Annotated in this window: 21 protein-coding genes; 14 read left to right on the top strand and 7 right to left on the bottom strand. The window is 62.1% G+C overall.

The features are described from left to right. Nucleotides 1-135 precede the first annotated feature (135 nt). Nucleotides 136-1,191, bottom strand: a complete 1,056-nt coding sequence (bioB, locus tag OSC50_RS01195; protein ID WP_181080203.1) for a biotin synthase BioB — start codon at nucleotides 1,189-1,191, stop codon at nucleotides 136-138. A gap of 91 nt (nucleotides 1,192-1,282) precedes the next feature. Between bioB and OSC50_RS01190 the strand changes: the two genes are divergently transcribed. From OSC50_RS01190 to rarD, 5 genes are all read left to right on the top strand, one after another. Next, on the top strand, nucleotides 1,283-2,020 hold the full coding sequence (locus OSC50_RS01190; RefSeq protein ID WP_181080202.1) for a ComFC family protein: 738 nt from the start codon (nucleotides 1,283-1,285) through the stop codon (nucleotides 2,018-2,020). A gap of 58 nt (nucleotides 2,021-2,078) precedes the next feature. After that, nucleotides 2,079-2,843: a TOBE domain-containing protein gene (locus OSC50_RS01185; protein ID WP_253509629.1), complete on the top strand. Its 765-nt coding sequence runs from the start codon at nucleotides 2,079-2,081 to the stop codon at nucleotides 2,841-2,843. 81 nt (nucleotides 2,844-2,924) lie between these two features. Next, nucleotides 2,925-4,823: a PhoX family protein gene (locus OSC50_RS01180; protein WP_266247124.1), complete on the top strand. Its 1,899-nt coding sequence runs from the start codon at nucleotides 2,925-2,927 to the stop codon at nucleotides 4,821-4,823. A 167-nt stretch (nucleotides 4,824-4,990) separates the two neighbouring features. Further along, nucleotides 4,991-5,965 carry a serine/threonine protein kinase gene (locus OSC50_RS01175; RefSeq protein ID WP_266247126.1) on the top strand — a complete coding sequence of 325 codons (975 nt, stop codon included), beginning with the start codon at nucleotides 4,991-4,993 and terminating at the stop codon, nucleotides 5,963-5,965. Nucleotides 5,966-6,089: 124 nt separating this feature from the next. Further along, entirely contained in the window at nucleotides 6,090-6,974 is an 885-nt protein-coding gene (gene rarD, locus OSC50_RS01170; RefSeq protein ID WP_266247128.1) for an EamA family transporter RarD, read from the top strand. Between the two features lie 218 nt (nucleotides 6,975-7,192). Here the strand turns inward: rarD and OSC50_RS01165 are convergent, their stop codons facing one another. Continuing rightward, a complete protein-coding gene (locus tag OSC50_RS01165) occupies nucleotides 7,193-7,705 on the bottom strand; it encodes a glycine cleavage system transcriptional repressor (protein WP_253509632.1) in 513 nt (170 codons plus the stop codon). 267 nt (nucleotides 7,706-7,972) lie between these two features. Between OSC50_RS01165 and OSC50_RS01160 the strand changes: the two genes are divergently transcribed. Continuing rightward, the gene (locus OSC50_RS01160) at nucleotides 7,973-10,150 is read left to right on the top strand and encodes a malate synthase G (RefSeq protein WP_266247130.1); all 2,178 of its coding nucleotides are present in this window, start codon (nucleotides 7,973-7,975) and stop codon (nucleotides 10,148-10,150) included. Between the two features lie 139 nt (nucleotides 10,151-10,289). On the opposite strand, the gene OSC50_RS01155 is transcribed toward OSC50_RS01160, so the two are convergent. Next, nucleotides 10,290-10,736 carry a response regulator gene (locus OSC50_RS01155; RefSeq protein WP_181080196.1) on the bottom strand — a complete coding sequence of 149 codons (447 nt, stop codon included), beginning with the start codon at nucleotides 10,734-10,736 and terminating at the stop codon, nucleotides 10,290-10,292. 243 nt (nucleotides 10,737-10,979) lie between these two features. Here OSC50_RS01155 and OSC50_RS01150 point away from each other — a divergent pair, with 243 nt between their 5' ends. From OSC50_RS01150 to OSC50_RS01115, 8 genes are all read left to right on the top strand, one after another. Further along, nucleotides 10,980-12,902 carry a putative nucleotidyltransferase substrate binding domain-containing protein gene (locus OSC50_RS01150; RefSeq protein ID WP_266247132.1) on the top strand — a complete coding sequence of 641 codons (1,923 nt, stop codon included), beginning with the start codon at nucleotides 10,980-10,982 and terminating at the stop codon, nucleotides 12,900-12,902. Next, nucleotides 12,899-13,606, top strand: a complete 708-nt coding sequence (locus OSC50_RS01145) for a 3'-5' exonuclease (protein WP_266247134.1) — start codon at nucleotides 12,899-12,901, stop codon at nucleotides 13,604-13,606. The genes OSC50_RS01150 and OSC50_RS01145 overlap by 4 nt, the downstream gene beginning before the upstream one ends. 100 nt (nucleotides 13,607-13,706) lie before the next feature. Continuing rightward, complete coding sequence (locus OSC50_RS01140) at nucleotides 13,707-14,225, top strand: RNA polymerase sigma factor (RefSeq protein ID WP_266247136.1); 519 nt, start codon at nucleotides 13,707-13,709, stop codon at nucleotides 14,223-14,225. Next, nucleotides 14,222-15,190, top strand: a complete 969-nt coding sequence (locus OSC50_RS01135) for a FecR domain-containing protein (RefSeq protein ID WP_266247138.1) — start codon at nucleotides 14,222-14,224, stop codon at nucleotides 15,188-15,190. The genes OSC50_RS01140 and OSC50_RS01135 overlap by 4 nt, the downstream gene beginning before the upstream one ends. A 217-nt stretch (nucleotides 15,191-15,407) precedes the next feature. Beyond that, nucleotides 15,408-17,837 (top strand): TonB-dependent siderophore receptor, encoded by a 2,430-nt coding sequence (locus OSC50_RS01130; protein WP_266247140.1) that lies wholly within the window; start codon nucleotides 15,408-15,410, stop codon nucleotides 17,835-17,837. Nucleotides 17,838-17,863: 26 nt separating this feature from the next. After that, nucleotides 17,864-18,967 (top strand): PepSY-associated TM helix domain-containing protein, encoded by a 1,104-nt coding sequence (locus tag OSC50_RS01125; RefSeq protein WP_253509638.1) that lies wholly within the window; start codon nucleotides 17,864-17,866, stop codon nucleotides 18,965-18,967. After that, nucleotides 18,964-19,146, top strand: a complete 183-nt coding sequence (locus OSC50_RS01120; RefSeq protein ID WP_181080189.1) for a hypothetical protein — start codon at nucleotides 18,964-18,966, stop codon at nucleotides 19,144-19,146. The genes OSC50_RS01125 and OSC50_RS01120 overlap by 4 nt, the downstream gene beginning before the upstream one ends. Nucleotides 19,147-19,300: 154 nt before the next feature. Next, nucleotides 19,301-19,930: a glutathione S-transferase N-terminal domain-containing protein gene (locus OSC50_RS01115; RefSeq protein WP_181080188.1), complete on the top strand. Its 630-nt coding sequence runs from the start codon at nucleotides 19,301-19,303 to the stop codon at nucleotides 19,928-19,930. Nucleotides 19,931-20,116: 186 nt separating this feature from the next. On the opposite strand, the gene creD is transcribed toward OSC50_RS01115, so the two are convergent. From creD to rloA2, 4 genes are read right to left on the bottom strand one after another with little or no spacing between them, the layout of a single operon-like run. Then, nucleotides 20,117-21,490, bottom strand: coding sequence for a cell envelope integrity protein CreD (creD, locus tag OSC50_RS01110; RefSeq protein WP_181080187.1), 1,374 nt, complete (start codon nucleotides 21,488-21,490; stop codon nucleotides 20,117-20,119). A gap of 51 nt (nucleotides 21,491-21,541) precedes the next feature. Continuing rightward, nucleotides 21,542-22,981 carry a two-component system sensor histidine kinase CreC gene (gene creC, locus OSC50_RS01105; protein ID WP_266247144.1) on the bottom strand — a complete coding sequence of 480 codons (1,440 nt, stop codon included), beginning with the start codon at nucleotides 22,979-22,981 and terminating at the stop codon, nucleotides 21,542-21,544. Beyond that, the gene (gene creB / locus OSC50_RS01100) at nucleotides 22,981-23,649 is read right to left on the bottom strand and encodes a two-component system response regulator CreB (protein WP_181080185.1); all 669 of its coding nucleotides are present in this window, start codon (nucleotides 23,647-23,649) and stop codon (nucleotides 22,981-22,983) included. The genes creC and creB overlap by 1 nt, the downstream gene beginning before the upstream one ends. 9 nt (nucleotides 23,650-23,658) lie before the next feature. Continuing rightward, the gene (rloA2, locus tag OSC50_RS01095; RefSeq protein ID WP_181080184.1) at nucleotides 23,659-24,159 is read right to left on the bottom strand and encodes a retropepsin-like aspartic peptidase RloA2; all 501 of its coding nucleotides are present in this window, start codon (nucleotides 24,157-24,159) and stop codon (nucleotides 23,659-23,661) included. Between the last annotated feature and the right edge of the window lie 29 nt (nucleotides 24,160-24,188).

The raw sequence follows: 24,188 nt of genomic DNA, 5'->3' as shown, positions 1-24,188 counted from the left end.
CCTCGGATTGGCAGGTTTAACTCGGTCAAACATAGGGGAGGGAGCTGGCTCCCGATGAGGGTGTGCCAGCGCATGTGTTGACTGACCCACCGCTATCGGGGGCAAGCCCCCTCCCACATTGGGATCGCACTTCAATTAAACGACGGCGTTGTAGAACTGCTCGCTGCTTTTCTGCTCCACCAAGGCCTGTTCGATCGCCGCCTGGTGCACCTCATCGGCGTGCTCTTCGCGCGCCTCCGGCTGGATGCCCAGACGGGCGAACAGCTGCATGTCCTTGTCCGCCTGCGGGTTGGCGGTGGTCAGCAGTTTGTCGCCGTAGAAGATCGAGTTGGCGCCGGCAAAAAAGGCCAGTGCCTGCATCTGCTCGTTCATGGCTTCGCGACCGGCCGACAGGCGCACATGGGAGGTGGGCATCAGGATGCGCGCCACCGCCAGCATGCGAATAAAGTCGAACGGGTCGATGTCATCGGCATTTTCCAGCGGCGTACCGGCCACCTTCACCAGCATGTTGATCGGCACCGACTCGGGATGCTCCGGCAGATTGGCCAGTTGGATCAGCAGGTTGGCGCGGTCGTCGAGGGACTCGCCCATGCCGAGGATGCCGCCGGAACAGATCTTCATTCCCGACTCACGCACATAGGCCAGGGTCTGCAGGCGCTCGCTATAGGTGCGGGTGGTGATGATCGAGCCGTAGAACTCCGGCGAGGTGTCGAGGTTGTGGTTGTAATAGTCGAGGCCAGCCTCGGCCAGGGCTGCGGTCTGGTCCTGATCGAGGCGACCGAGGGTCATGCAGGTCTCCAGGCCCATGGCCTTGACGCCTTTGACCATCTGCAGCACGTAGGGCATGTCTTTGGCCGACGGGTGTTTCCACGCGGCGCCCATGCAGAAACGGGTCGAACCGATGGCCTTGGCGCGCGCGGCCTCTTCGAGCACCTTCTGCACTTCCATCAGCTTTTCTTTTTCCAGGCCGGTGTTGTAGTGACCCGACTGCGGACAATATTTGCAATCTTCCGGGCAAGCACCGGTTTTGATCGACAGCAGGGTCGACACCTGTACGCGGTTGGCGTCGAAATGCGCGCGGTGCACGGTCTGCGCCTGGAACAACAGGTCATTGAACGGTTGCACGAACAACGCTTTGACTTCGGCTAACGACCAATCGTGACGCAAGGTGGCGGTGGTGCTGGCGCTCATGGGCGATTCCTTGATTATGCTTCGGCAGGCGCTACGGGCAGGCAATACCCACAGGCACGACACGGATGCTCGGCATATTTAAGGAAGATTCATGCACTGTCAACCTGGACACAAACACCAAGTTTACAACTGGTTAAAAAACGAACAAATCTGTTTAATCTGCGATGAAACCACCGAATCGGCGCAGTGTGTGTGCAACGTCTGCGAAACCGAGCTGCCGTGGCTGCTGGACCAGTGCGACGTGTGCGCACTGCCCTTGCCGATGGACGGACTGACCTGTGGCCAATGCCAGAAAAAGCCGCCTGCGTTTAAACAGGTGATCGCGCCCTGGTCCTACAGCTTTCCGGTCGACAGCCTGATCAGCCGCTTCAAGCATCAGGCGCGCTGGCCGTTGGGGCAGATGCTTGCGCGACTGCTCGCGCAGCACGTGCAGCATCGCTTCGACAACACCGACCTGGCGCGTCCCGACTGCCTGCTGCCGGTGCCTCTGGCCCGCAAGCGCCTGCGCGAGCGCGGCTACAACCAGGCGCTGATGGTTGCGCGCTGGCTCAGCCAGGACCTGAACATTGCCTGCGATGCACAGCTGCTGCTGCGTCCCCACGAAACCGTCGCGCAACAGGCCCTCGACGCCCGGACACGCCGACGCAACCTGCTCAACGCCTTTGCCCTGGCGCCCGATGCGCAGGTGCAAGGCCGCCACTTTGCGCTGGTGGACGATGTGCTCACCACGGGCGCCACCGCCCACAGCCTGAGCCACCTGCTGATCAGTGCCGGCGCGCGCCAGGTCGATGTGTATTGCCTGGCCCGCACGCCCAGGCCCGGCGCGTGACTTGACGGCGGTCCGTCTTGCCCGCAACGTTCGGTCGAGCCCATTCAAGCGTATTGCCATGCCTCTGCCGACGCCCCTCAGCCAACACATCATCCGCCGCCCGCAGCGTATTGCGCTGCTGGCCCATATTGCCGAACAAGGCTCGATCACCCGCGCGGCCAAGAGCGCGGGCCTGAGTTACAAAGCCGCGTGGGACGCCATCGATGAGCTTAACAACCTCGCGCAACAGCCCTTGGTCGAGCGCAGTGTGGGCGGCAAAGGCGGCGGCGGTGCACGGCTGACCCACGAGGGCGAGCGGGTATTGCGCCTGTATCAGCGCCTGCAACTACTGCAGGCCGAGGTGCTGGCGTCCGACGAAGCGGCCAGTGATTTCAACCTGCTCGGCCGCCTGATGCTGCGCACCAGCGCCCGCAACCAGTTGCATGGCCGGGTCCACGCCATCGAGTCTCAGGGCCGCAATGACCTGATCCATCTGCAGTTGGCCGGTGGCCTGACGCTCAAGGCGCAGATCACCCACGACAGCACGCAACGGCTGGAACTGGAACCGGGCGTGGAAACCGTGGCGCTGATCAAGGCCGGGTGGCTGGAGCTGCTGGGCCCAGGGCAAACCGCAACACCTGGAAACAATTGCCTGGACGGCGTAATCGAGACAATTCTCCACGCCGACGATGGCCCCGCCGAAGTGCGCATCATCTTGCCAAATGGCCTGGTCCTCTGCGCTTTGGCCCAGGCCAATGCATTTGAAGCACTGGGCGCGGCAACCGGCCAGCCGATCCAGGTGCAATTCGCGCCGAGCCAGGTATTGCTGGGAACGCCGGTATAAGGGAGGCGTTTCTTCAAACTGCAACAATTTCGTCACGGCCGCTGCTTAAGGTGTTGGCAAAAAGCACTCAAGGAGCCTGAGATGAGCCTGTTAGAAGAGAACCAAGCCACCGACCTCGAACAGATGGTCGGCCTGACCCGCCGCCGCTTTATCGGCGCCGGCGCCCTGTGCGGCGCCGCGATGTTCCTGGGCGGCAATCTGCTCAGCCGCAGCGCCCTGGCGGTCAATGCCGCCAACGCCAGCCCGTTGCTGGGGTTCGACAGCATCGCCGCCGCCACCAGCGACACCATCAGCCTGCCGCCAGGCTACAGCGCCTCGGTGCTGATCAGTTGGGGCCAGCCGCTGCACCAGAACGCGCCGGCCTTCGACCCGTCCGGCAACGGCACGGCGATCGCGCAGGAGCAGCAGTTCGGTGATCACAACGACGGCATGAGCCTGTTCCCGTTCCCCGGCGACGACAATCGCGCGCTGATGGCGATCAACAACGAATACACCAACTACCGTTATCTCTATGCCCACGGCGGTGCGCCGCAATCGGCCGAAGAGGTGCGCAAGGCCCAGGCCAGCGAAGGCGTATCGGTCATCGAAATTCGGCGTAAGGGTGACACCTGGCACTTCGTTCAGGACTCACGCTACAACCGTCGCATTCACGGCAACACGCCGATCCGCCTCAGTGGCCCCGCCGCCGGCCATGAGTGGTTGAAGACCAGCGCCGACAAGTCCGGCAAGAAAGCCCTCGGCACCTTCCAGAACTGCGCCAACGGCATGACCCCCTGGGGCACCTACCTGACCTGCGAAGAAAACTTCACCGACTGCTTCGGCAGCAGCAACCCGCAGCAAGCCTTCGACGCCGGGCAGAAACGCTACGGCGTGGTGGCGGCCAGCAAAGAGATCAACTGGCACCTGCACGACCCGCGTTTCGACATGGCCAAGAACCCCAACGAACTCAACCGCCATGGCTGGGTAGTGGAAATCGACCCGTTCGATCCGCAGTCCACCCCGGCCAAACGCACGGCACTGGGCCGTTTCAAACACGAGAACGCGGCACTGGCGCAAACCCGTGATGGCCGCGCCGTGGTGTACATGGGCGATGACGAGCGCGGTGAGTTCATTTACAAGTTCGTCAGCCGCGACAAGATCAACCACAAGAACCCCAAAGCCAACAAAGACCTGCTCGACCACGGCACCTTGTACGTGGCGATCTTCGATGCCGGCGATGGCAACGCCGACCATCCGCGTGGCAAGGGTCAGTGGGTGGAGTTGACCCATGGCAAAAACGGCATCGACGCCGGCAGCGGTTTCGCCAGCCAGGCCGAAGTGCTCATTCACGCGCGCCTGGCCGCCAGCGTGGTCAAGGCCACGCGCATGGACCGCCCGGAATGGATCGTGGTCAGCCCCACCGACGGCCAGGTCTATTGCACCCTGACCAACAACGCCAAGCGCGGCGAGGACGGCCAGCCAGTGGGCGGGCCCAACCCACGCGAGAAGAACGTCTACGGCCAGATCCTGCGCTGGAAGGCCAACGCCGACGACCATGGTGCCGACGATTTCAGCTGGGACCTGTTCGTGGTGGCCGGCAACCCGCAGGTGCATGCCGGCGCCCCCAAGGGCGGCTCGTCGAACATCAACCCGCAGAACATGTTCAACAGCCCCGACGGCCTGGGCTTCGATAAGGCCGGGCGTCTGTGGATTCTCACCGACGGCGACTACAGCAACAGCGGCGACTTCGCCGGCATGGGCAACAATCAAATGCTCTGCGCCGACCCGAGCACCGGCGAAATCCGCCGTTTCATGGTCGGACCGGTGGCGTGCGAGGTGACCGGCATCAGCTTCGCGCCGGATCAGAAGACGCTGTTTGTGGGCATCCAGCACCCGGGCGAAACCGGCGGTTCGACTTGGCCGGAGCACTTGCCCAACGGCAAACCGCGCTCGTCGGTGCTGGCCATTCGGCGGGATGACGGCGGGATCGTCGGCGCCTGACACGGCCTTATCGGGGGCAAGCCCCCTCCCACATTTTGACCGGTGATTACCTTCAAAGGTGGGGGGAGCTTGCCCCCGATGACAATGGCACAGTCGCCCCCTATCTCAAGCCGTGTGCGTTACCATACCCGGCCGGACGCGGCGCCCTGCTGCGCGCAGGAGTTCGCATGGCCCACCCGTTTGAAACACTCACCCCCGACCTGGTACTCGACGCCGTCGAAAGCATCGGTTTTTTAAGCGATGCCCGCGTATTGGCGCTCAACAGCTACGAAAACCGCGTGTACCAAGTGGGCATCGAAGACGCCGAGCCGCTGATCGCCAAGTTCTACCGGCCGCAGCGCTGGACCAACGAAGCGATTCTGGAAGAACACCGTTTCACCTTTGAGCTGGCCGAGTGCGATGTACCGGTGGTGGCGCCGCTTATCCACAACGGCGAAAGCCTGTTCGAGCATGCGGGATTCCGCTTTACCCTGTTCCCCCGGCGCGGCGGCCGTGCGCCGGAACCGGGCAATCTGGACCAACTCTATCGCCTGGGGCAACTGCTGGGGCGCTTGCACGCCGTGGGCTCCACGCGGCCGTTCGAACACCGCGAAGCATTGGGAGTGAAGAACTTCGGGCACGATTCGCTGACCACGCTGCTGGAGGGCAATTTCATTCCCAAAAGCCTGCTGCCGGCCTACGAATCGGTGGCGCGCGACCTGCTCAAACGCGTGGAGGAGGTGTACAAGGCCACCCCGCACAAGAACATCCGCATGCACGGCGATTGCCACCCCGGCAACATGATGTGCCGCGACGAGATGTTCCATATCGTTGACCTGGACGACTGCCGCATGGGCCCGGCGGTGCAGGACCTGTGGATGATGCTCGCCGGTGATCGCCAGGAATGCCTGGGCCAGCTGTCGGAATTAATGGACGGCTACCAGGAGTTTCACGATTTTGACCCGCGAGAACTGGCGCTGATCGAACCGCTGCGCGCCTTGCGTTTGATGCACTACAGCGCCTGGCTGGCGCGGCGTTGGGATGATCCGGCGTTCCCCCACAGCTTCCCGTGGTTCGGCACGGAGCGGTATTGGGGCGATCAGGTCCTGGCGTTGCGTGAGCAACTCGCAGCCCTCAACGAAGAGCCGCTGAAACTCTTCTGATTGCTTTTAAGGTGGGAGGGCCTTGCCCCTCCCACACAAAGCACAACTCATTACCAAGCAGTCCCATTGGTTGAGAAATATCCTTACAATCGCGCTTTGTTAGCTGCCTAAGCAAGGATTCCGCATGCACGCCGCCAACCCCCGCAAGGGGTACATCCTGGGCCTGAGCGCCTACGTCATCTGGGGCCTGTTCCCGCTCTACTTCAAAGCCATCGCCAGCGTACCCGCCGCCGAGATCATCGTGCATCGGGTGCTGTGGTCGGCGCTGTTCGGGGGCTTGCTGCTGATGGTGTGGAAACATCCCGGCTGGTTTCGCGAGCTGCACGACAACCCCAAGCGACTGGCGATTTTGGCACTGAGCGGTTCGCTGATTGCGGCCAACTGGCTGACCTATGTGTGGTCGGTCAACAGCGGGCGCATGCTCGAAGCGAGCCTGGGTTACTACATCAACCCGCTGGTGAACGTGCTGCTGGGCATGCTGCTGTTGGGCGAGCGTCTGCGCCGCTTGCAATGGGTGGCGGTGATATTGGCCGCCGTGGGCGTGGCGCAACAGGTGTGGCAGGTCGGCAGCTTGCCATGGGTGTCGCTGGCGCTGGCGTTGACCTTCGGTTTCTACGGATTGATCCGCAAGCAGGCACCGGTCAAGGCGTTGCCGGGGCTGGTGGTGGAAACCTGGATGCTGGTGCCGATTGCGGTGGCGTGGCTGCTGTTCAACCCCAGCGCACACAGTGCGCAACTGGCATTCTGGAGCACCTCCGAAGCCTGGTGGCTGGTGGCCGCGGGCCCGGTGACGCTGATCCCGCTGGTGTGTTTCAACGCCGCCGCGCGGCATTTGCCTTACACCGCATTGGGCTTTTTGCAGTACGTGGCGCCCACGTTGGTGTTGCTGGAAGCGGTGCTGCTGTTCGGCGAACATTTGGCGCCGAGCACGCTGCTGGCCTTCGCGTTCATCTGGGCCGGGCTGCTGGTGTACAGCGTGGACGCCTGGCTGAGCGTACGTAAACGCTGATCAAATAATGTACAAAACTCTGCAAGCCACGGTCTGTGTGGCTTGCAGACATTCACCCCAAGGTTATCCACAACCTGATCCCCGCCATTTGTGCACAAGCCATTGAAACTGCTCGTTTTTTGCTCAGTTGACGAAGAGCCTCGGCCCACGTGGCCTGCCGAGCAGTCTCTACAGGTTATCCACAGGCCCATGCAAGATTTCCATGCATAACCCTGTGATTACTCTTCGTGGTGCAGTTCCACCATCAGGTCATCGGCCAGTGTTTCCAGCGAGGCTTGCAACGCATCCAGGGGCAACGTCGACGGCACCTGCAACAGCGCCTCGGCCTTGAACAGCAGGTCCCCACTCATCGGCGCCGGGCTTACGCCCGTACTCAGGCTCTCAAGGTTGACGCCCTGCCGGCTCAACAGCGCCGTGATCTCTCGCACGATGCCCGCGCGATCATTGCCCACCAACGTCATCACGATGGGCTTGGAAGCCGGTGCCTGCCCGGTGCTGCCCTCGCCCACCAGCACGCGAATGCCGTGGGTGGATAAGTCCTCCAACGCCCCCACCAGGGCCTGACGATTCTCCGTCGGCACACTCACCCGCAGGATGCCGGCAAACTGCCCCGCCATGTGGGCCATGCGGCTGTCCAGCCAGTTGCCGCTGTGGGCAGCGATGTTCTGCGCGATGCGTTCCACCAGGCCGGGTTTGTCGGCGGCAATAATAGTGAGTACAAGATGGTCCATAGCGAAGCCCTCTGGAAATCAATCTACAAGGTGGACCCGAGGGCCCTCGAAAACAAATCGTGTACCATTTTTATATTTATCTGGAACAATCCAATAGGTTTTTGAGAACATACCGTTCTCCGCTGTGACCGTACGACCAAAGTGGGTCGCTAAACGACGTATTTAGTCTAATTTTCACAACCGCAAGTCATCATGTAGTATGCCCAACCGTGCACTACATAATGAAAATCTGAAACAGCGCATAAGCTCCGCAGAGTGAGGCAAGCAATGACTGAACACGTTCAAGTCGGTGGCCTGCAGGTCGCCAAAGTCCTGTTCGACTTCGTGAACCACGAAGCCATTCCCGGTACCGGCATCACTGCCGACCAGTTCTGGGCCGGTGCCGACAAGGTCATCCACGACCTGGCGCCGAAGAACAAAGCCCTACTCGCCAAACGCGATGATTTCCAAGCGCGGATCGATACCTGGCACCAGACCCATGCCGGCCAGGCCCACGACCCGGTGGCCTACAAAGCCTTCCTGCAAGACATTGGATACCTGCTGCCAGAAGCCGCGGATTTCCAGGCCTCGACCCAAAACGTCGATGACGAAATCGCGCGCATGGCCGGCCCGCAGTTGGTGGTGCCGGTAATGAATGCCCGCTTCGCCCTCAACGCATCCAACGCTCGCTGGGGTTCGCTGTACGACGCGCTCTACGGCACCGACGCCATCAGCGAAGCCGATGGCGCCGAGAAGGGCAAAGGCTACAACAAGGTGCGCGGCGACAAGGTCATCGCCTTCGCCCGCGCCTTCCTCGACGAAGCCGCACCGCTCAGCGCCGGCAGCCATGTCGATTCCACCGGCTACAAGATTGCCGACGGCAAACTGATCGTCAGCCTCAAAGGCGGCAGCAACAGCGGCCTGCGCGACGACAGTCAATTGATCGGCTTCCAGGGCGACAGCGCCCAACCGATCGCGATCCTGCTCAAGCACAACGGCCTGCACTTCGAAATCCAGATCGATGCCAGCACCCCGGTCGGCCAGACCGACGCCGCCGGCGTCAAAGACGTGCTGATGGAAGCCGCGCTGACCACCATCATGGACTGCGAGGATTCCGTCGCCGCCGTGGATGCCGACGACAAAGTGGTGATCTACCGCAACTGGCTCGGCCTGATGAAGGGCGACCTGGCCGAAGACGTGGCCAAGGGTGGCAAGACCTTCACCCGCACCATGAACCCCGACCGCGTCTACACCGGCGTGGATGGCCAGGACGTGACGCTGCATGGCCGCTCGCTGCTGTTCGTGCGCAACGTTGGCCACCTGATGACCATCGACGCGATCCTGGATAAAGACGGCAACGAAGTGCCCGAAGGTATTCTCGACGGCCTGATCACCAGCCTGACGGCGATCCATAGCCTCAACGGCAATACCAGCCGCAAGAACAGCCGTACCGGTTCGGTGTACATCGTGAAACCGAAGATGCACGGCCCGGAAGAAGTCGCGTTCACCAACGAGCTGTTCGGCCGCATCGAAGACGTGCTGAACCTGCCGCGCAATACCCTCAAAGTCGGGATCATGGACGAGGAGCGCCGCACCACGGTCAACCTCAAAGCCTGCATCAAGGCCGCCAGCGAGCGTGTGGTGTTTATCAACACCGGCTTCCTCGACCGCACCGGCGATGAAATCCACACCTCCATGGAAGCCGGCGCGATGGTGCGCAAGGCAGCGATGAAGTCGGAAAAGTGGATCGCGGCGTATGAAAACTGGAACGTCGATATCGGCTTGAGCACCGGCCTGCAAGGGCGTGCACAGATCGGTAAAGGCATGTGGGCAATGCCCGACCTGATGGCGGCGATGCTCGAACAGAAAATCGCCCACCCCCTGGCCGGCGCCAACACCGCCTGGGTGCCTTCGCCCACGGCGGCCGCATTGCACGCGCTGCACTACCACAAGGTCGACGTGTTCGCGCGCCAGGCCGAGCTGGCCAAGCGCGAGCGCGCCTCGGTGGACGATATCCTGACCATCCCGCTGGCGCAGAACACCGCTTGGACCGAGGAAGAAATCCGCAACGAGCTGGACAACAACGCCCAGGGCATCCTCGGTTATGTGGTGCGCTGGATCGACCAGGGCGTCGGCTGCTCGAAAGTGCCGGACATCAACGACGTCGGCCTGATGGAAGACCGTGCCACCCTGCGTATTTCCAGCCAGCACATCGCCAACTGGCTGCGCCATGGCATCGTCAATCAAGCGCAAGTGATGGAAAGCCTCAAGCGCATGGCGCCGGTGGTGGACCGCCAGAACGCCGGGGACGCGCTGTATCGCCCTTTGGCACCGGATTTCGACAGCAACATCGCGTTCCAGGCGGCGGTGGAACTGGTGATTGAAGGGACCAAGCAGCCTAATGGGTATACCGAGCCGGTGTTGCACCGTCGGCGTCGGGAATTCAAGGCTAAAAACGGCCTGTAAATGAAAAAGCCCTGATCGAAAGATCAGGGCTTTTTCTTTGAGGGTGAACGAGCAAACGGTGAACGCATTCCTACAGGAAGTACGCGGTCAACAGTGTGAGAAGCCTGCCGCCGTTGAGCCCCGCACATTCACTGCAAAATCAGGAAGCCATCCCCAGCTCCCGCTTCACCAACTTCGCCAGTTTCACGCTATCAATCGGCTTGAGCAGAAAATCCACCACACTCAAATGCATGGCATCAATGACATCGGGCGCTTCGGCATCCCCCGACATGATGATGATCGGCAGCGCCGCGCGGGTGGATTCGCGCACCTGTTTGATCAGCTCCAACCCGTTGCTGGGTTGCATGCGCAGGTCGGTAATCAACAAGCCGATGGAGCTGCTGGATTTCAACAAGTCCCACGCCCGCTCACCACTGTCGGCGGTCATGCAGCGAATGCCGTCCAGGCCCAGGATCTCCGCCAGCAGTTCGCGCGCGTCCTTGTCGTCGTCGACAATCAACACGCGTTGTGGCGGTAGATCGGGTTCCAGCATCACGGCGTTGAGCGCCTCGCGCTCGGCATCACTCAAAATATCGTGGTCGGACATACGGTTCTCAGCGGTTCTAATCAATCTCCCAGCACTCGTCAGACATCTGCGGAAGGTCGAACAATGTGCACTTCGTCGGAAAGTTTGCCTAGTGGGCGTTCTACGGAGTTTGGACGATAACCATGTAAGGTTTTTCCCTAGTCCCGCTGCGTTTTCATAGACCTAGACTTACGTCCAATGGGCACCCGTGGCGCAGGAGCCGACCATGCACCTCGATAACGACAAAAAAACGCGGTTACTGTAATGAGTAAAGCTGATGCCTTCGCCCAGGCGGGGAAAACTGCGGTGTTGCAAAATATCCAGGGCACGCTGCAGTTCCTGCAACGCTTCCCGCCGTTCAACCAGATGGAAAACGCGCACCTGGCGTACCTGGTGGAACAATGCCAATTACGCTTTTATGCTCCCGGTGACAGCATCCTCAAACCCTCCGGCGGGCCGGTCGAACATTTCTACATTGTCAAACAAGGCCGCGTGATCGGCGAACGGCCGGACACCACCGAGACCACCTTCGAAATCACCACCGGCGAATGCTTCCCCCTGGCCGCCCTGTTGGGCGAACGCGCCACGCGCACCGAGCACAAGGCCGCCGAAGACACCTTTTGCCTGCAACTGAACAAGCCAGCCTTTATCAAGTTGTTCGCCCTCTCCAGCCCATTTCGCGACTTTGCCCTGCGCGGCGTCAGCAGCCTGCTGGATCAGGTTAACCAGCAAGTGCAGCAAAAAGCGGTGGAAACCCTCGGCACCCAATACTCGCTCAATACCCGCCTGGGCGATTTGGCCATGCGCCATCCGGTCACCTGCAGCCCGCACACGCCATTGCGCGAAGCAGTGACACTGATGCACGAGCAGCAAGTGGGCAGCATTGTCATCGTCGACGATAACAAGGCGCCCCTGGGGATCTTTACCCTGCGCGACCTACGCCATGTGGTGGCCGACGGCGTCAGCGATTTCAGCCAGGCCATCGACGCGCACATGACCCAGGCACCGTTCTTCCTGACGCCGGACCACAGCGCCTTCGACGCCGCCATCGCCATGACCGAACGGCATATTGCCCATGTGTGCCTGGTCAAGGACCAGCGCCTGTGCGGCGTGGTGTCCGAGCGCGATCTGTTTTCCCTGCAACGCGTGGATCTCGTGCACCTGGCGCGCACCATCCGCAACGCCCCGCGTATCGACAACCTGGTGGCGATTCGCGGCGAGATCGGCCAATTGGTCGAGCGCATGCTGGCCCACGGCGCGTCATCCACCCAGATCACCCACATCATTACCCTGCTCAACGATCACACCGTTTGCCGGGTGATCGAGCTGACCCTCGCTGAAAAGGGCGACCCGGGCGTGCCTTTCAGCTGGCTGTGCTTCGGCAGCGAAGGCCGTCGCGAGCAGACGCTGTACACCGACCAGGACAACGGCATTCTGTTCGAGGCCAGGGACGCCGCCGACGCGGCTGCGATCCGTGCTCGCCTGCTGCCGCTGGCCCAGCAGATCAACCAGAGCCTGGCGCTATGCGGTTTCAGCCTGTGCAAGGGCAATATCATGGCCGGCAACCCGGAGTTGTGCCTGTCGCGGGCCGAATGGGCACGGCGCTTTGCGGCGTTCATTCGCGAGGCGACGCCGGAAAACCTGCTGGGTTCGAGTATCTATTTTGACTTGCGCGTGGTGTGGGGCGACGAGCAAGGCTGCGAGCTGTTGCGCCAGGGCGTTCTCGATCAGGTCGCGGATAACCGCCTGTTCCAACGCATGCTGGCCGAGAACGCGCTGCGCCAGCGCCCTCCGGTCGGGCGTTTCCGTGACTTTGTGCTGAGCCGCAAAGCCGGCGAAAAAGCCACCCTGGATCTCAAGGTGCAGGGCCTCACCCCGTTCGTGGATGGCGCGCGTCTGCTGGCCCTGGCCAATGGCATTCACGCCAACAACACGCTGGAGCGGCTGCGCCAATTGGTGGTCAGGGAGGTCATCGAAGCGTTGGACGGCGCCGCGTACGAAGAGGCCTACCACTTTATCCAGCAAACCCGCATGCAGCAGCATCAACGGCAAAGTCGCGAAAACCAGCCCTATTCGAACCGCGTCGACCCCGACAGTCTCAACCACCTGGACCGGCGCATCCTGCGCGAATCCCTGCGCCAGGCCCAGCGCCTGCAAAGCAGCCTGACCTTGCGGTATCAGCTGTGAGCCTGTTCGGCTGGCTGCGCACGGCCAAACCCCAGCTTGATGCGACGCAGCAACGACGCTTGGCGCAACTGCGCAAACCCGCGCCGCTGAGTGAAGACGCCTTGCGCAGCCAACGCTGGGTGGTGCTGGACCTGGAAACCAGCGGCCTGAACCTCAACCGTGACCAGGTGCTGTCCATTGGCGCAGTGGTGATCGAGGATGGCGCGGTGGATTTTTCCCAGTTGTTCGAACGCACCCTGCACCGCGCCCACACCCGACTCAGCCCCAGTGTGCTGATCCACGGCCTGGGGCCCAGTGCGATTGCCGCCGGCAGCGACCCGGTGGAGGCCCTGCTGGACTTCATGGAGTTCCTCGGTGACAGCCCGTTGCTGGCGTTCCATGCGCCGTTCGATCAACACATGCTGGGCCGCGCGCTCAAGGACAGCCTGGGGTATCGCCTGGTACACCCGTTTCTGGATGTGGCCGACATCGCCCCGCTGCTATGCCCCGAAGCACCTATTCGCGAGGCTGGGCTGGACGATTGGGTCAAGTATTTCCACCTGGAGGTCGGCGAACGCCACCACGCCAGTGCTGACGCCCTGGCCACGGCGGAATTGATGCTGATCCTGTTCAGCCGTGCGCGTCGGCAGTTCATCGACACGCCGCACGCATTGCACGGGCGCGTAAGCCAATGGAAACGGCGCCAACAGGCGCCATCGTTTTAATCTCATCTCCCGACAGACGCCAATTGCGCCCACCCACCGCCTCTGACACAATCGCGAATAATTCTCGTTAGTTTAAACCTCTTGTTTATTCGGTGATGCCTTGTCGTCGATCCAGACCCCACACAGTGAGCGGGTTGGTGCGTTGTATCGCGACCATCGCGGCTGGCTGCTGGCCTGGTTGCGGCGCAACGTGGCCTGCCCGAGCCGCGCCGAAGACCTGAGCCAGGACACGTTCATGCGCCTGCTGGGTCGCGACACGTTGCCGGAACCGCGCGAGCCAAGGGCATTTCTGGTGGCCATCGCCAAGGGCCTGCTGTTCGACTATTTCCGGCGCACGGCGCTGGAGCAGGCTTACCTGGCCGAGTTGATGCTGATCCCGGAAAGCGAACACCCCTCACCCGAAGCCCAGCACCTGATCCTCGAAGACCTCAAGGCCATCGACCGTCTGCTTGGCACACTGTCGAGCAAGGCTCGCGCGGCGTTTCTCTACAGCCGCCTCGACGGTCTCGGCCATGCGCAGATCGCCCAGCGCCTCGGCGTGTCGGTGCCGCGCGTGCGCCAGTACCTGGCCCAGGGCATTCGCCAGTGCTACGTCGCGCTGTATGGCGAGCCGACATGAGTGCGATCGGCACCCGACCGGTCTCGGCCCGCGTGCTCGATGCCGCCATTGCCTGGCAGTTGTCCCTGGATTCGGGCGATGGCAGTGCCCTGGAACGGGAAGAGTTCAGCAAATGGCTGGCCAGCGATGAAGAACACGCCCGCGCCTGGCGGCAGCTGGGCATGCTCGACCAACGTTTCAGCGTCGCCTCGGGCCCGGCGCGGGCGGCGCTGTTGCAGTCGCGCCAGGCCATTCGCCAACGGGTGCGCAAGCTCGGCAGCGGCCTGGCGAGCATCGCGCTCATCTGCGGCCTGGCTTTGTTTGCGGGCGAGCGCTATGTGCCGATCCACTACTGGCTGGCCGATCAACGCACCGCCACCGGCGAGCAGCGCACCCTGAAACTGTCGGACGGCACGCAGATCAACCTCAACACGCACAGCGCCATCGACGTGCGCTTCGATGAAAAGCGCCGATTGATCGTGTTGCAGGACGGTGAAATCCTCGTCGAAACCGGCCACAACGACGCTCGCCCGTTCTACGTGCAAACCCGCGACGGCCGCCTGCGGGCGCTGGGCACGCGGTTTATCGTCAAGCGCGAAGACGACGCCACGCGCCTGAGCGTGCTGCAGTCAGCCGTGGCGGCGCAGCCGCAGGCACTGCATCAGGAACAGATCTTCAAAGAAGGCCAGCAGGTGCTGATGCGCAGCGACGGCCTCGGCCCACTGCTGGCGGTGAGCCCTGCCACCGATGCGTGGACACGCGGCATGCTGGTGGTGGACAACGCGCGCCTGGGCGACGTGATCGAGGAATTGAGCCGCTACCGGCCCGGTTACCTGGGTGTGGATAAAACCGTGGCCGACCTGCGCATCACCGGCAGCTTCCCGCTGCACGACACCACACTGGCGCTCAATGCGCTGCTGCCGACATTGCCGGTGCAGATCAGGCAGCGCACGCCGTGGTGGGTGACGGTGGGTGCCAGGCCTTAGGCATCATTAATGCCTGGGCTGAGGCTATCGGGGGCGAGCCCCTCCCACATTTACCTGAACAAAACCCGATTAACTGTGGGAGGGGGCTTGCCCCCGATAGGCCTTCAAACACACCGAGAAATCCCCGGCAAAAAATATTTTCATCTCGCCCTATCACTTTTCGAATCTCGCTCGGCACATAGGCAATTGCGAATTACTTCCATTCAGGAGCCGCCTTATGTCCCGCACGCTAGATACCCTGCTGCGCCCCAGTCTGTTGGCCGTGGCCATTGCCCTCAGCACACCGCTGATTACGCCTCAGCTGTTGGCCGCCGAACAGGCCTCCAGCGTGCGTGCCTACAACCTGCCGGCGGCGCCTTTGGCCAGCACGCTCAACCAGATCGCCAGCCAGGCCGGCCTGGCGTTGACCCTCGACCCGGCCCTGGCCGCCGGTAAAACCTCCGCCCCCGTAAACGGCCAGTTCGATGCCCAGAGCGCACTGCGCCAGGCCCTGCGCGGCACGGGATTGCAGTTGGAACAGAGCAGCGCCGGGACGTTTACCCTGGTGGCGATTCCGGACGGCGTGGTGGCATTGCCGGAAACCAACATCACCGGGCAAGGCAGCTATGAAAGTGCCTGGGGCCCGGCCCAAGGCTACCTGGCGACACGCACCGCCGCCGGCACCAAGACCGACACCGCCCTGGTGGAAGCGCCACGCTCGATCTCCGTCGCCACCCGCCAGCAAATGCAGGACCGCAGCGTTCACACCCTCGATGATGCGGTCAAATACATGCCCGGCATCGTGTCCGCCAGCTACGGCAGCGACACACGCTACGACTGGATGCGGGTACGCGGCTTCGAACCCACCCAATTCCTCGACGGCCTGCCCCTGCCACGCGGCGTGTATGCCAACCCAAAAGCCGAGACCTGGAACCTCGACCGCCTGGCCCTGCTGCGCGGGCCGGCCTCGTCGGTGTACGGCCAGACCCCGCCGGGTGGCCTGCTGGACATGGTCAGCAGCCGTCCCAGCGAGCAGACCAGCCATGCGGTGCAAGTGCAGTACGGCAGCGACAACCACCGCCAGATCAACTTCTCCAGCACCGGCAAGATCGACGACGATGGCCAGTTTCTCTACGGCCTGAGCGGCGTGGTGCGCGACTCCGGCACCCAGGTCGATCACATCGACAACAAGCGCTACAACATCGCACCCAGCCTGACCTGGAACATCGACCCCGACACCCGGCTGACCTTGCTGTCGCAGTTCACCCGCGACGATACCGGCGCCACCAGCCAGTTCCTGCCGATCCAGGGCACCAAGATCAAATCGCCGCTGGGGGAGGTGTCTCACCACAAGAACCTCGGCGATCCGGACTATGAGTTCTACGACCGCACCTATTACGCGCTGGGCTATGCCTTCGAGCATCGCTTTAACGATACGTGGCAGTTCAAGCAGAACCTGCGCTATACCAAATCCGAGTTGTCGTTCCAGACGCTGACCGTAGGTGCCTATCCGTTCACGCAGGTAGAGGCCAATGGCGACGTGGGCCGCACCTCGACCAATGTGGATGAAAATATCGGCCAATTGGCCCTCGACAATAACTTTCAGGCCGACTTCAGCACTGGCGACCTCACTCATACCCTTCTGCTGGGCCTGGATCACCAACGCACCGACACCTCCTACCTGTCGATTTACGGCGACGGGCTGAAGACTAACGTCAACAATCCAATATACGGCCAGCCTATCGTGCGCCCCGCACGTTCGGGTGCGTATTACGACTACAACCAGAAAACCGTGCAGACGGGTCTCTATATCCAGGATCAATTGGCACTGGATAAATGGCGCCTGACCGTGGGCGGCCGTGAAGACTGGGTGCATCAAGGCACCACATATTTCAACCAGAACGACGCGACCAATACCGACCGCATTAAGCATTTCAGTGGCAATGCGGCACTCAGCTATGTGTTTGACTCCGGCTTTGTACCCTACATCTCCTACGCCGAGTCCTTTCAGCCTGCGAGTAATGCCAGCGTCTCCGCCACTGAGTCGTATAAACCCACCGAAGGCAAACAATGGGAACTGGGTATCAAATACCAGCCTGCGGGTTCGAACACGCTGCTGACTGCCGCCATTTACGACCTGACCCAGAAAAATGTGCTGGTGACCACAACCACGGCAGGCAGTATCCCCGTCACTAACCAGTCCGGTGAAGTGAAAGTAAAAGGCCTGGAATTGGAGGCAGTGTCAGATGTGACTGAAAACCTCAAAGTCATCGCCTCCTACACCCTGGCAAAATCCGAAGTGCAAAAAGGTGACTACAAAGGCAATCGTCTGCAACTGATGCCAAACCAGCAAGCCTCCCTATGGACGGACTACACCTGGCATACCGGTGTACTCGACGGTTTCGGCGTTGGCTTTGGTGCGCGCTACACCGGCAACACTTACGGTGACCAAGGCAATACCTGGCTTGGCAAGGCCGACGCCTACACGGTGTTCGATGCCGCAGTGCATTACGACCTGGGTCGCCTGGATAACAGCCTCAAAGGCGCATCGGTAAAATTGAACGCCACCAACCTGTTCGACAAAGACTACATTTCGACCTGCGATGGCTTTTACTGCTACTTCGGCGACCAGCGCAGCGTCGTCGCCAGCGCCACGTACCAATGGTGATCGGCGCACAGGCAGCAGGCTGAAGCATGAAAAGCACAACCATCCGACGCTGGTCCTTCGTCCACACCTGGACCAGCCTGATCTGCACGGTGTTCCTGCTGCTGCTCGCCCTCACCGGCCTGCCGCTGGTGTTTCACCATGAGATCGACCATCTGCTGGGCAACGAACCCCAGCTCCAGCAGATGCCGGCCGATACGCCGCGATTGAACCTGGAACAACTGGCGAACAAGGCCCTGGCCCATCGCCCCGCAGAGGCCCTGCAATACCTGGCCTGGGATGAAGACGACCCGAACGGTGTGATCGCGATTATGGCCGCCACCGCCGGCACGGAGCCGAACGCGTCCCACACCTTCATGCTCGATGCACGCACCGGCGAAGCGCTGGAGATGCCCTCGGCCAATGGCGGTTTCACCTTGTTTTTGCTGCGCCTGCATGTGGATATGTTCGCCGGTCTGCCGGGCAAGCTGCTGCTGGCGTTCATGGGCGTGCTGTTTGTGCTGGCGATCATTTCCGGCACGGTGCTGTACCTGCCGTTCATGCGTCGTCTGAAATTCGCCAGCGTGCGCCGGGACAAAACCACTCGCCTGCGCTGGCTCGACCTGCATAATCTGATCGGCGTAGTCACGTTGACCTGGGCGCTGGTGGTGGGCGTGACCGGCGTGATCAGCGCCTGCGCCGACCTGATCATCGCCGCCTGGCGCCAGGACAGCCTGACGGCCCTGATCGAACCGTACAAGGACGCGCCGCCGCTGACCTCACGCGCCCCGGCCAGCGAGTTGCTGAACATCGCCGCACGCGCCGCACCCGGCATGCAGCCGGACTTTATCGCCTTCCCCGGTACGCGCTTTTCCAGCGAGCATCACTACGCGGTGTTCATGAAAGGCAGCACCCACCTGACCTCGCACCTGCTCACCCCGGTGCTGATCGACGCCAGCACCCTGCAGGTCACGGCCATCGCCGAGCGGCCCTGGTACATGGACGCCATGGGCCTGTCCCAGCCGCTGCACTTTGGCGACTATGGCGGCATGCCGATGAAAGTCCTGTGGGCGCTGTTGGACGGGCTGACCATCGTCGTGCTGATCAGCGGGATCTACTTGTGGATCGCCAAGCGCAGGGCGGGCAAGGCATGAGGCCACGCCAGTCGAGTTTCTGGAAGGTATTTGGCATTCCGCTGGGGATTGGCGTGCTCAGCGCCGCGGGGTTGTTTGCGGCGTTGCTGGGGGATGGGCTATGGGATTCGTTGAGCTGGGTGGGGTTGGGCATACCGGCGGCCATTGGTAGTTGGGGGTTGTTCAAGCGTCGTGGCTGAGGGCCTCATCGGGGGCAAGCCCCCTCCCACATTTTTGATTTGTGAACACATTCAAAGTGTGGGGGGGCTTGCCCCCGATGAGGCCCTCAACCTGCCCCTCGCCAGCCACCGCGCGACCCTCTAGGCTAGCCACAGTCAATCCAGAGGAATGCCCATGTCCACGCCCAACATGACCTTGTTCCACAACCCTGCATCGCCGTTCGTACGCAAAGTCCGCGTGCTGCTGCTCGAAACCGGCCAGCAGGACCGCGTGGCCCTGCACGCCTGCATGCCGACGCCGGTCAACCCCGATGCGCAGTTGGTCGACGGCAATCCCGTGGGCAAGATCCCGGCCCTGCGCCTGGCCGATGGCAGCGTGCTGCACGACAGCCGGGTGATCCTCGATTACTTCGACCACCAGCACGTCGGCAACCCGCTGATCCCCCGCGACGGCTCGGCGCGCTGGCGTCGCCTGACCCTGGCCTCGATGGCCGACGGCATCCTGGATGCCGCCGTGCTGGTGCGCTATGAAACCGCCCTGCGCCCGGTGGAGAAACACTGGGATCAGTGGCTCGACGAACAGCGCAACAAAATCCGCCGCACCCTCGCCGAGCTGGAACAGAATGCCATCGCCGAATTGGCCAGCCATTTCGACATCGCCGCGATCAGCGTGGCCTGTGCCTTGGGCTATCTGGATTTTCGCCATCCGGATATGCAATGGCGCGTGGACAACCCGCAGCTTGCCGCCTGGTACGCCGACGTCAGCCAGCGGCCTTCGATGCTGGAAACCCAGCCGCCGGCCTGACCTGCACACCGACCCGATGTGGGAGCGGGCTTGCCCGCGACTGCGGTATGTCATTCAGTACATCTGTTTGTGAACCACCGCTATCGCGGGCAAGCCCACCCCCACCTTGGACGGTGGTGACAGCAAGGAATGTGGCGATCCTTGTGGCTAACTGCGCCCCTACTTGTCGATCCTCGCGCAAGCCGATCATTGCACCGCCTCCAGATCAAACTGCAGCGGCTCGGTCGCCTTGCGCTTGCCCACGCCGTACCAGTCCAGGTTGCGCGTCAGCACCATCACCGTCCCGAGCAGGCCGAACAGCAGCAGCGAGCCCATCAGCAGTGCGTAATCCTCCGCACTCAGCAGCCCATACAACAAGCCATACAACGCCGCGAGCCCCGCTGAGAACCCCAGGCCATGGGCGACGCTTCGCAGCACATGGCACACATAGAAACCGATCAACATCACGCATGCGCTTGCGGAAATCAGGTACGCCAGGGCAAACCCCAGGTGCTCGGACAGCGACAACAGCAGCAGATAAAAGAACGCCAGCGCCACGCCCACCAAGGCATATTGAATCGGGTGCACCGCCAGGCTCTTGAGCACTTCGAACAGGAAGAAGCCGGCAAAGGTCAGGGCGATGAACAGCAGCGCATATTTGATCGCACGGTCGCTCTTGAGGTACTGGTCCACCGGATCGATGAAGTTCACGCCGAAGCTGCGGTTGTTGAAGTCCTCACAGCCCTGGCGATCCAGGCAGGCTTGCAGGGCCTGTTCGAGGTTGGTGGAGAAGAACGAGGTTTGCCAGCTGGCGGTGAAGCCTTTGTCGGTGATGTCACGCTGGGCCGGCAGGAAGTTGCCGATAAAGCTGGGGTGCGGCCAGTTGGACGCGAGGGAAACCTGACTGGTCTTGCCCACCGGCACCACTTGCAGTTGTTCGGTGCCTTGCAGGCGCAGGTCGAAGGCGAAGTCCACCATCGCCGGCTTTTTGCTGTCCTGTTCCGGTAGCGCCACATGCACGCCCTCCCCCAGCCAGTCCACTTGTGAGCCTGGTTCGAATTCCAGGCGCTGGCTGCCCAGCTCCAGCTTCAGCGCATTTTCGATGCCGCGAATATCGCTGATACCCACCGCCAGAAAAGCCGGCTCAAAACGGTAATCCTCAAAGTGTTCGGTGATGCCCAACTGCGCAGGCAGCTCAAAACGCCCGCTGATACGGGTGTCGGCATGGAACAGCCGCGCCTGGTAAATACCCCGCGCGCGCAACTCGGTCTGCACCTTGCCATCGAGTTCAAAACGGTCCGGCAGGAAATACAAGCGGCCGCGCTCTTCACGGGTTTCCTCGTAGCGCTTGTTGAGCTTCTCGTTGAGCTTCCACTCACGCACGGTCTTGCGATACGGCACCACCATCACCGGCCCGGTCAGGCGCTGGGCGTAGCTGGAGCTGCGGGCGATGTCCATCACGACACCGTCGCGCAGTTGCTGGCGGTCACTGATGATGCCGTTGATCATCAACAACGGAATCAGCAACAGCAGGATCAGTAGCGCAATGGCGCCAAGTTTGAAAAGCAGGCTGCGGTTCATGGGGCTCTCCCTGTTTTGATGGGCAGAGCGTGAGCCGCGTGCGTGGGTGTTTTATGTGGGCATTGTGGAGACTGTGTGGAGATGCAGCACCACCTGCACGCCGCCCGACGTGTTGCCGATCTGCAGGGCGCCACCGTGCAGCTTCATCACCTCCTCGACGAAGTTCAAACCCAGGCCCGTGCTCTTGCGCCCACTGACCGGACGCGGCAATGAATAGAACCGCTCACTCAAGCGGGGCAAGGCATAGTCGGGAATCGGCGCGGCCTGGTTGAACAGGCTCACCTGCACATCGTTGTGCCGGCTGCTCGCACTGAAGCGCAACGTGCCACCCGGCGGGGTGAAATCCAGGGCGTTGTCCAGCAGATTGCCCAACGCCTGACGCAACAGGAAGGGTTCGCCAAACACTTTCACATCCGCCGCAATCGCTTGTTCGACGTGTAACCCGGCGCCTTCGATGCGCGCACATTGGGCATTGAGCACATCGTCTACCAGGGCCGCCAGCGGGATACTCAACTGTTCTTCCAACCCCTGGCGCTGCTCCACCTGCGCCAGGTTGAGCAGGCGTTCGATCAACTGCTGCAAGCGCGCGCTTTCGCTGTCGATATTGCCGACGAAGCGCTGCTGCTGCTCACGGCTCATATCGCCCTGCAACAGCTCCGCCGCGCCGCGAATGGCCGCCAGCGGGCTTTTCAGCTCGTGGGTCAGGGTGTGCACATAATGTTCGACGTAGGCCTTGCCCTCCAACTGCGTGCGCATGTGCTCCACCGCGGTGGATAACTGCTTCAACTCGCCGCCGCGGTAATGCGGCAACTCGGCACGCCGGCCCTCGCTGACCGCTTCGGCATAGGCGGTCAGTCGTCTTAACGCAACGCTTAACCACCACGACAACAAGGCGCCCAACAGCAAACCAAGGGTCACCAGGCCGGCGCCGTACCACAGCAGGCGCCGCTCGGTACGGTCGACGTAAGGCTGCAACGAGCTGTTCGGCTTGGCCACGGTGACCACGCCGATGATCTGGCCGTTATCGCGGATCGGCGCGCCCACGTGCATCACCGACGAGGTGGCGTCCTCCGGGTTGCTGCGGGTGGAGCGCGCGCCGTATTCGCCACGCAGGGTCAGGTAAACGTCGTTCCATTTCGAATAGTCCTGGCCCACCGCCACGCCGCTGGAATCGAGCAGCACGGTGCCGTTGGCGTCGGTCACGTAGATACGGTGGTTGACCTGGTTTTTCGGCAACCCCCAAATGGTCGCGCCCGGCTGGCGGTTGCCGTAGGCCTTGAGCAATTCGGGCCAGTGGCTTTGGCCGAGGGTGCCATTTTTCACATCATCGCGCAGGATCTCGGCCAACAGGTTGGCAGTGTCCACCAGGGTTTCTTCGGTGGACTGGCGCACGCCGGGGCGGATTTCCTTCATTACGGTGCTGAGCACGAAATAGCCGGTCAGGCCGATAAACAGCGCGTACACCAGGAAAATCCGCAGCCCCAGGCGCATCAGCCGTGGCTCGGACTGTAGCTGTAGCCGAGGCCGCGATGGGTCTGGATCGGTTCGGCTTCGGCGGCAACGCCGCGCAGTTTGCTGCGCAGGCTTTTGATATGGCTGTCGATGTTGCGCTCGTAGCCGGCATCGGCGGGCACGCCCACGGCGTCCAGCAGCTGTTCGCGGCTGAACACCCGCTCAGGTTGTTCCAGCAGGCTCTGCAGCAGACGAAATTCATGGCGCGTCAGGCTCAAGGGCTGACCGCGATAGGCGATCTGCATGCGCTCCAGGTCCACCTGGAACAACGCCGGCGCCACGCCGGGGCCGACGCGCTTGAGGATCGCCTTGACCCGCGCCGCCACTTCCCTTGGGCTGAACGGCTTGACCACGTAATCGTCGGCGCCGATCTCCAGCCCCACCACGCGGTCGATCTCGCCGTCGCGGGCACTGAGGAACATGACAGGCACTTCGCTGAAACGGCGCAACTGCTTGCAGGTCTCAAAGCCACTGATATCCGGCAGACCGATGTCGAGAATGATCAGGTCGGCCGGCGTCTTGCGTTGATGCTCCAGCGCCGCCTGGCCCAGGCTCAGCCAAGTAGTGCCGAAGCCCTCGCCTTGCAGGGCGAATATCAACGTGTCGGCAATCGCGGCTTCGTCTTCGACAATCAGGATGTGGGGCATGGCGGTCCGTCAGCAGTCCGGTTTGTCAGCAGTGTACCGACGGGCCGGATTTACCGCAGCGCCGAATTCACGCAGGGCCTTGGCACCGATCAGCAGCGGGTAATTGAAACTGCTGCGGTCGGTGAGGTTGACCTCGACGGTGCGCTTGACGTTGCCCAGGCACATTTCCAGGTCGATGACCGGGCGTTTGGCCACGGTGGCTTCGTCCTTGTCGTCATCTTCGTCGGCACGGCTCTTGATCTTGCTGATGCGCGAGACTTTGTGTTCGTAGACCTTGTCGGATGCGCCCGTGCCGCCGAGGCGGAAGCGCACCCAGTCGTCGCCATCGCGGGTAAAGGTCTGGATGTCACGGGCCGACAGCGAGGCGGTCAGCGCGCCGGTGTCCATCTTGGCCTTGAAGGTTTCGCCGATCTCCGGCAACTGGATGTATTCGTAGCGACCGTAAAGGGTCGGTTCGGCGGCCATGACCGGCAGGGCAACCAGGGCGAGGGAGGCAAGGAGCAGTTTCACGAAGTGATTCCTTGGAAAAGAAGTAGGCG

It is taken from the genome of Pseudomonas quebecensis (genome assembly GCF_026410085.1).
GTDB classification, from domain to species: domain Bacteria; phylum Pseudomonadota; class Gammaproteobacteria; order Pseudomonadales; family Pseudomonadaceae; genus Aquipseudomonas; species Aquipseudomonas quebecensis.
Note: the sequence above shows the minus strand (reverse complement) of the source record. Positions and strands in the feature narration are given on the sequence as shown.

What these genes read in the sequence shown, in the direction of transcription:
- bioB (WP_181080203.1), bottom strand. Translation starts at nt 1,191, where the DNA reads ATGAGCGCCAGCACCACCGCCACCTTGCGTCACGATTGGTCGTTAGCC.
- OSC50_RS01190 (WP_181080202.1), top strand. Translation starts at nt 1,283, where the DNA reads ATGCACTGTCAACCTGGACACAAACACCAAGTTTACAACTGGTTAAAA.
- OSC50_RS01185 (WP_253509629.1), top strand. Translation starts at nt 2,079, where the DNA reads ATGCCTCTGCCGACGCCCCTCAGCCAACACATCATCCGCCGCCCGCAG.
- OSC50_RS01180 (WP_266247124.1), top strand. Translation starts at nt 2,925, where the DNA reads ATGAGCCTGTTAGAAGAGAACCAAGCCACCGACCTCGAACAGATGGTC.
- OSC50_RS01175 (WP_266247126.1), top strand. Translation starts at nt 4,991, where the DNA reads ATGGCCCACCCGTTTGAAACACTCACCCCCGACCTGGTACTCGACGCC.
- rarD (WP_266247128.1), top strand. Translation starts at nt 6,090, where the DNA reads ATGCACGCCGCCAACCCCCGCAAGGGGTACATCCTGGGCCTGAGCGCC.
- OSC50_RS01165 (WP_253509632.1), bottom strand. Translation starts at nt 7,705, where the DNA reads ATGGACCATCTTGTACTCACTATTATTGCCGCCGACAAACCCGGCCTG.
- OSC50_RS01160 (WP_266247130.1), top strand. Translation starts at nt 7,973, where the DNA reads ATGACTGAACACGTTCAAGTCGGTGGCCTGCAGGTCGCCAAAGTCCTG.
- OSC50_RS01155 (WP_181080196.1), bottom strand. Translation starts at nt 10,736, where the DNA reads ATGTCCGACCACGATATTTTGAGTGATGCCGAGCGCGAGGCGCTCAAC.
- OSC50_RS01150 (WP_266247132.1), top strand. Translation starts at nt 10,980, where the DNA reads ATGAGTAAAGCTGATGCCTTCGCCCAGGCGGGGAAAACTGCGGTGTTG.
- OSC50_RS01135 (WP_266247138.1), top strand. Translation starts at nt 14,222, where the DNA reads ATGAGTGCGATCGGCACCCGACCGGTCTCGGCCCGCGTGCTCGATGCC.
- OSC50_RS01130 (WP_266247140.1), top strand. Translation starts at nt 15,408, where the DNA reads ATGTCCCGCACGCTAGATACCCTGCTGCGCCCCAGTCTGTTGGCCGTG.
- OSC50_RS01125 (WP_253509638.1), top strand. Translation starts at nt 17,864, where the DNA reads ATGAAAAGCACAACCATCCGACGCTGGTCCTTCGTCCACACCTGGACC.
- OSC50_RS01120 (WP_181080189.1), top strand. Translation starts at nt 18,964, where the DNA reads ATGAGGCCACGCCAGTCGAGTTTCTGGAAGGTATTTGGCATTCCGCTG.
- OSC50_RS01115 (WP_181080188.1), top strand. Translation starts at nt 19,301, where the DNA reads ATGTCCACGCCCAACATGACCTTGTTCCACAACCCTGCATCGCCGTTC.
- creD (WP_181080187.1), bottom strand. Translation starts at nt 21,490, where the DNA reads ATGAACCGCAGCCTGCTTTTCAAACTTGGCGCCATTGCGCTACTGATC.
- creC (WP_266247144.1), bottom strand. Translation starts at nt 22,981, where the DNA reads ATGCGCCTGGGGCTGCGGATTTTCCTGGTGTACGCGCTGTTTATCGGC.
- creB (WP_181080185.1), bottom strand. Translation starts at nt 23,649, where the DNA reads ATGCCCCACATCCTGATTGTCGAAGACGAAGCCGCGATTGCCGACACG.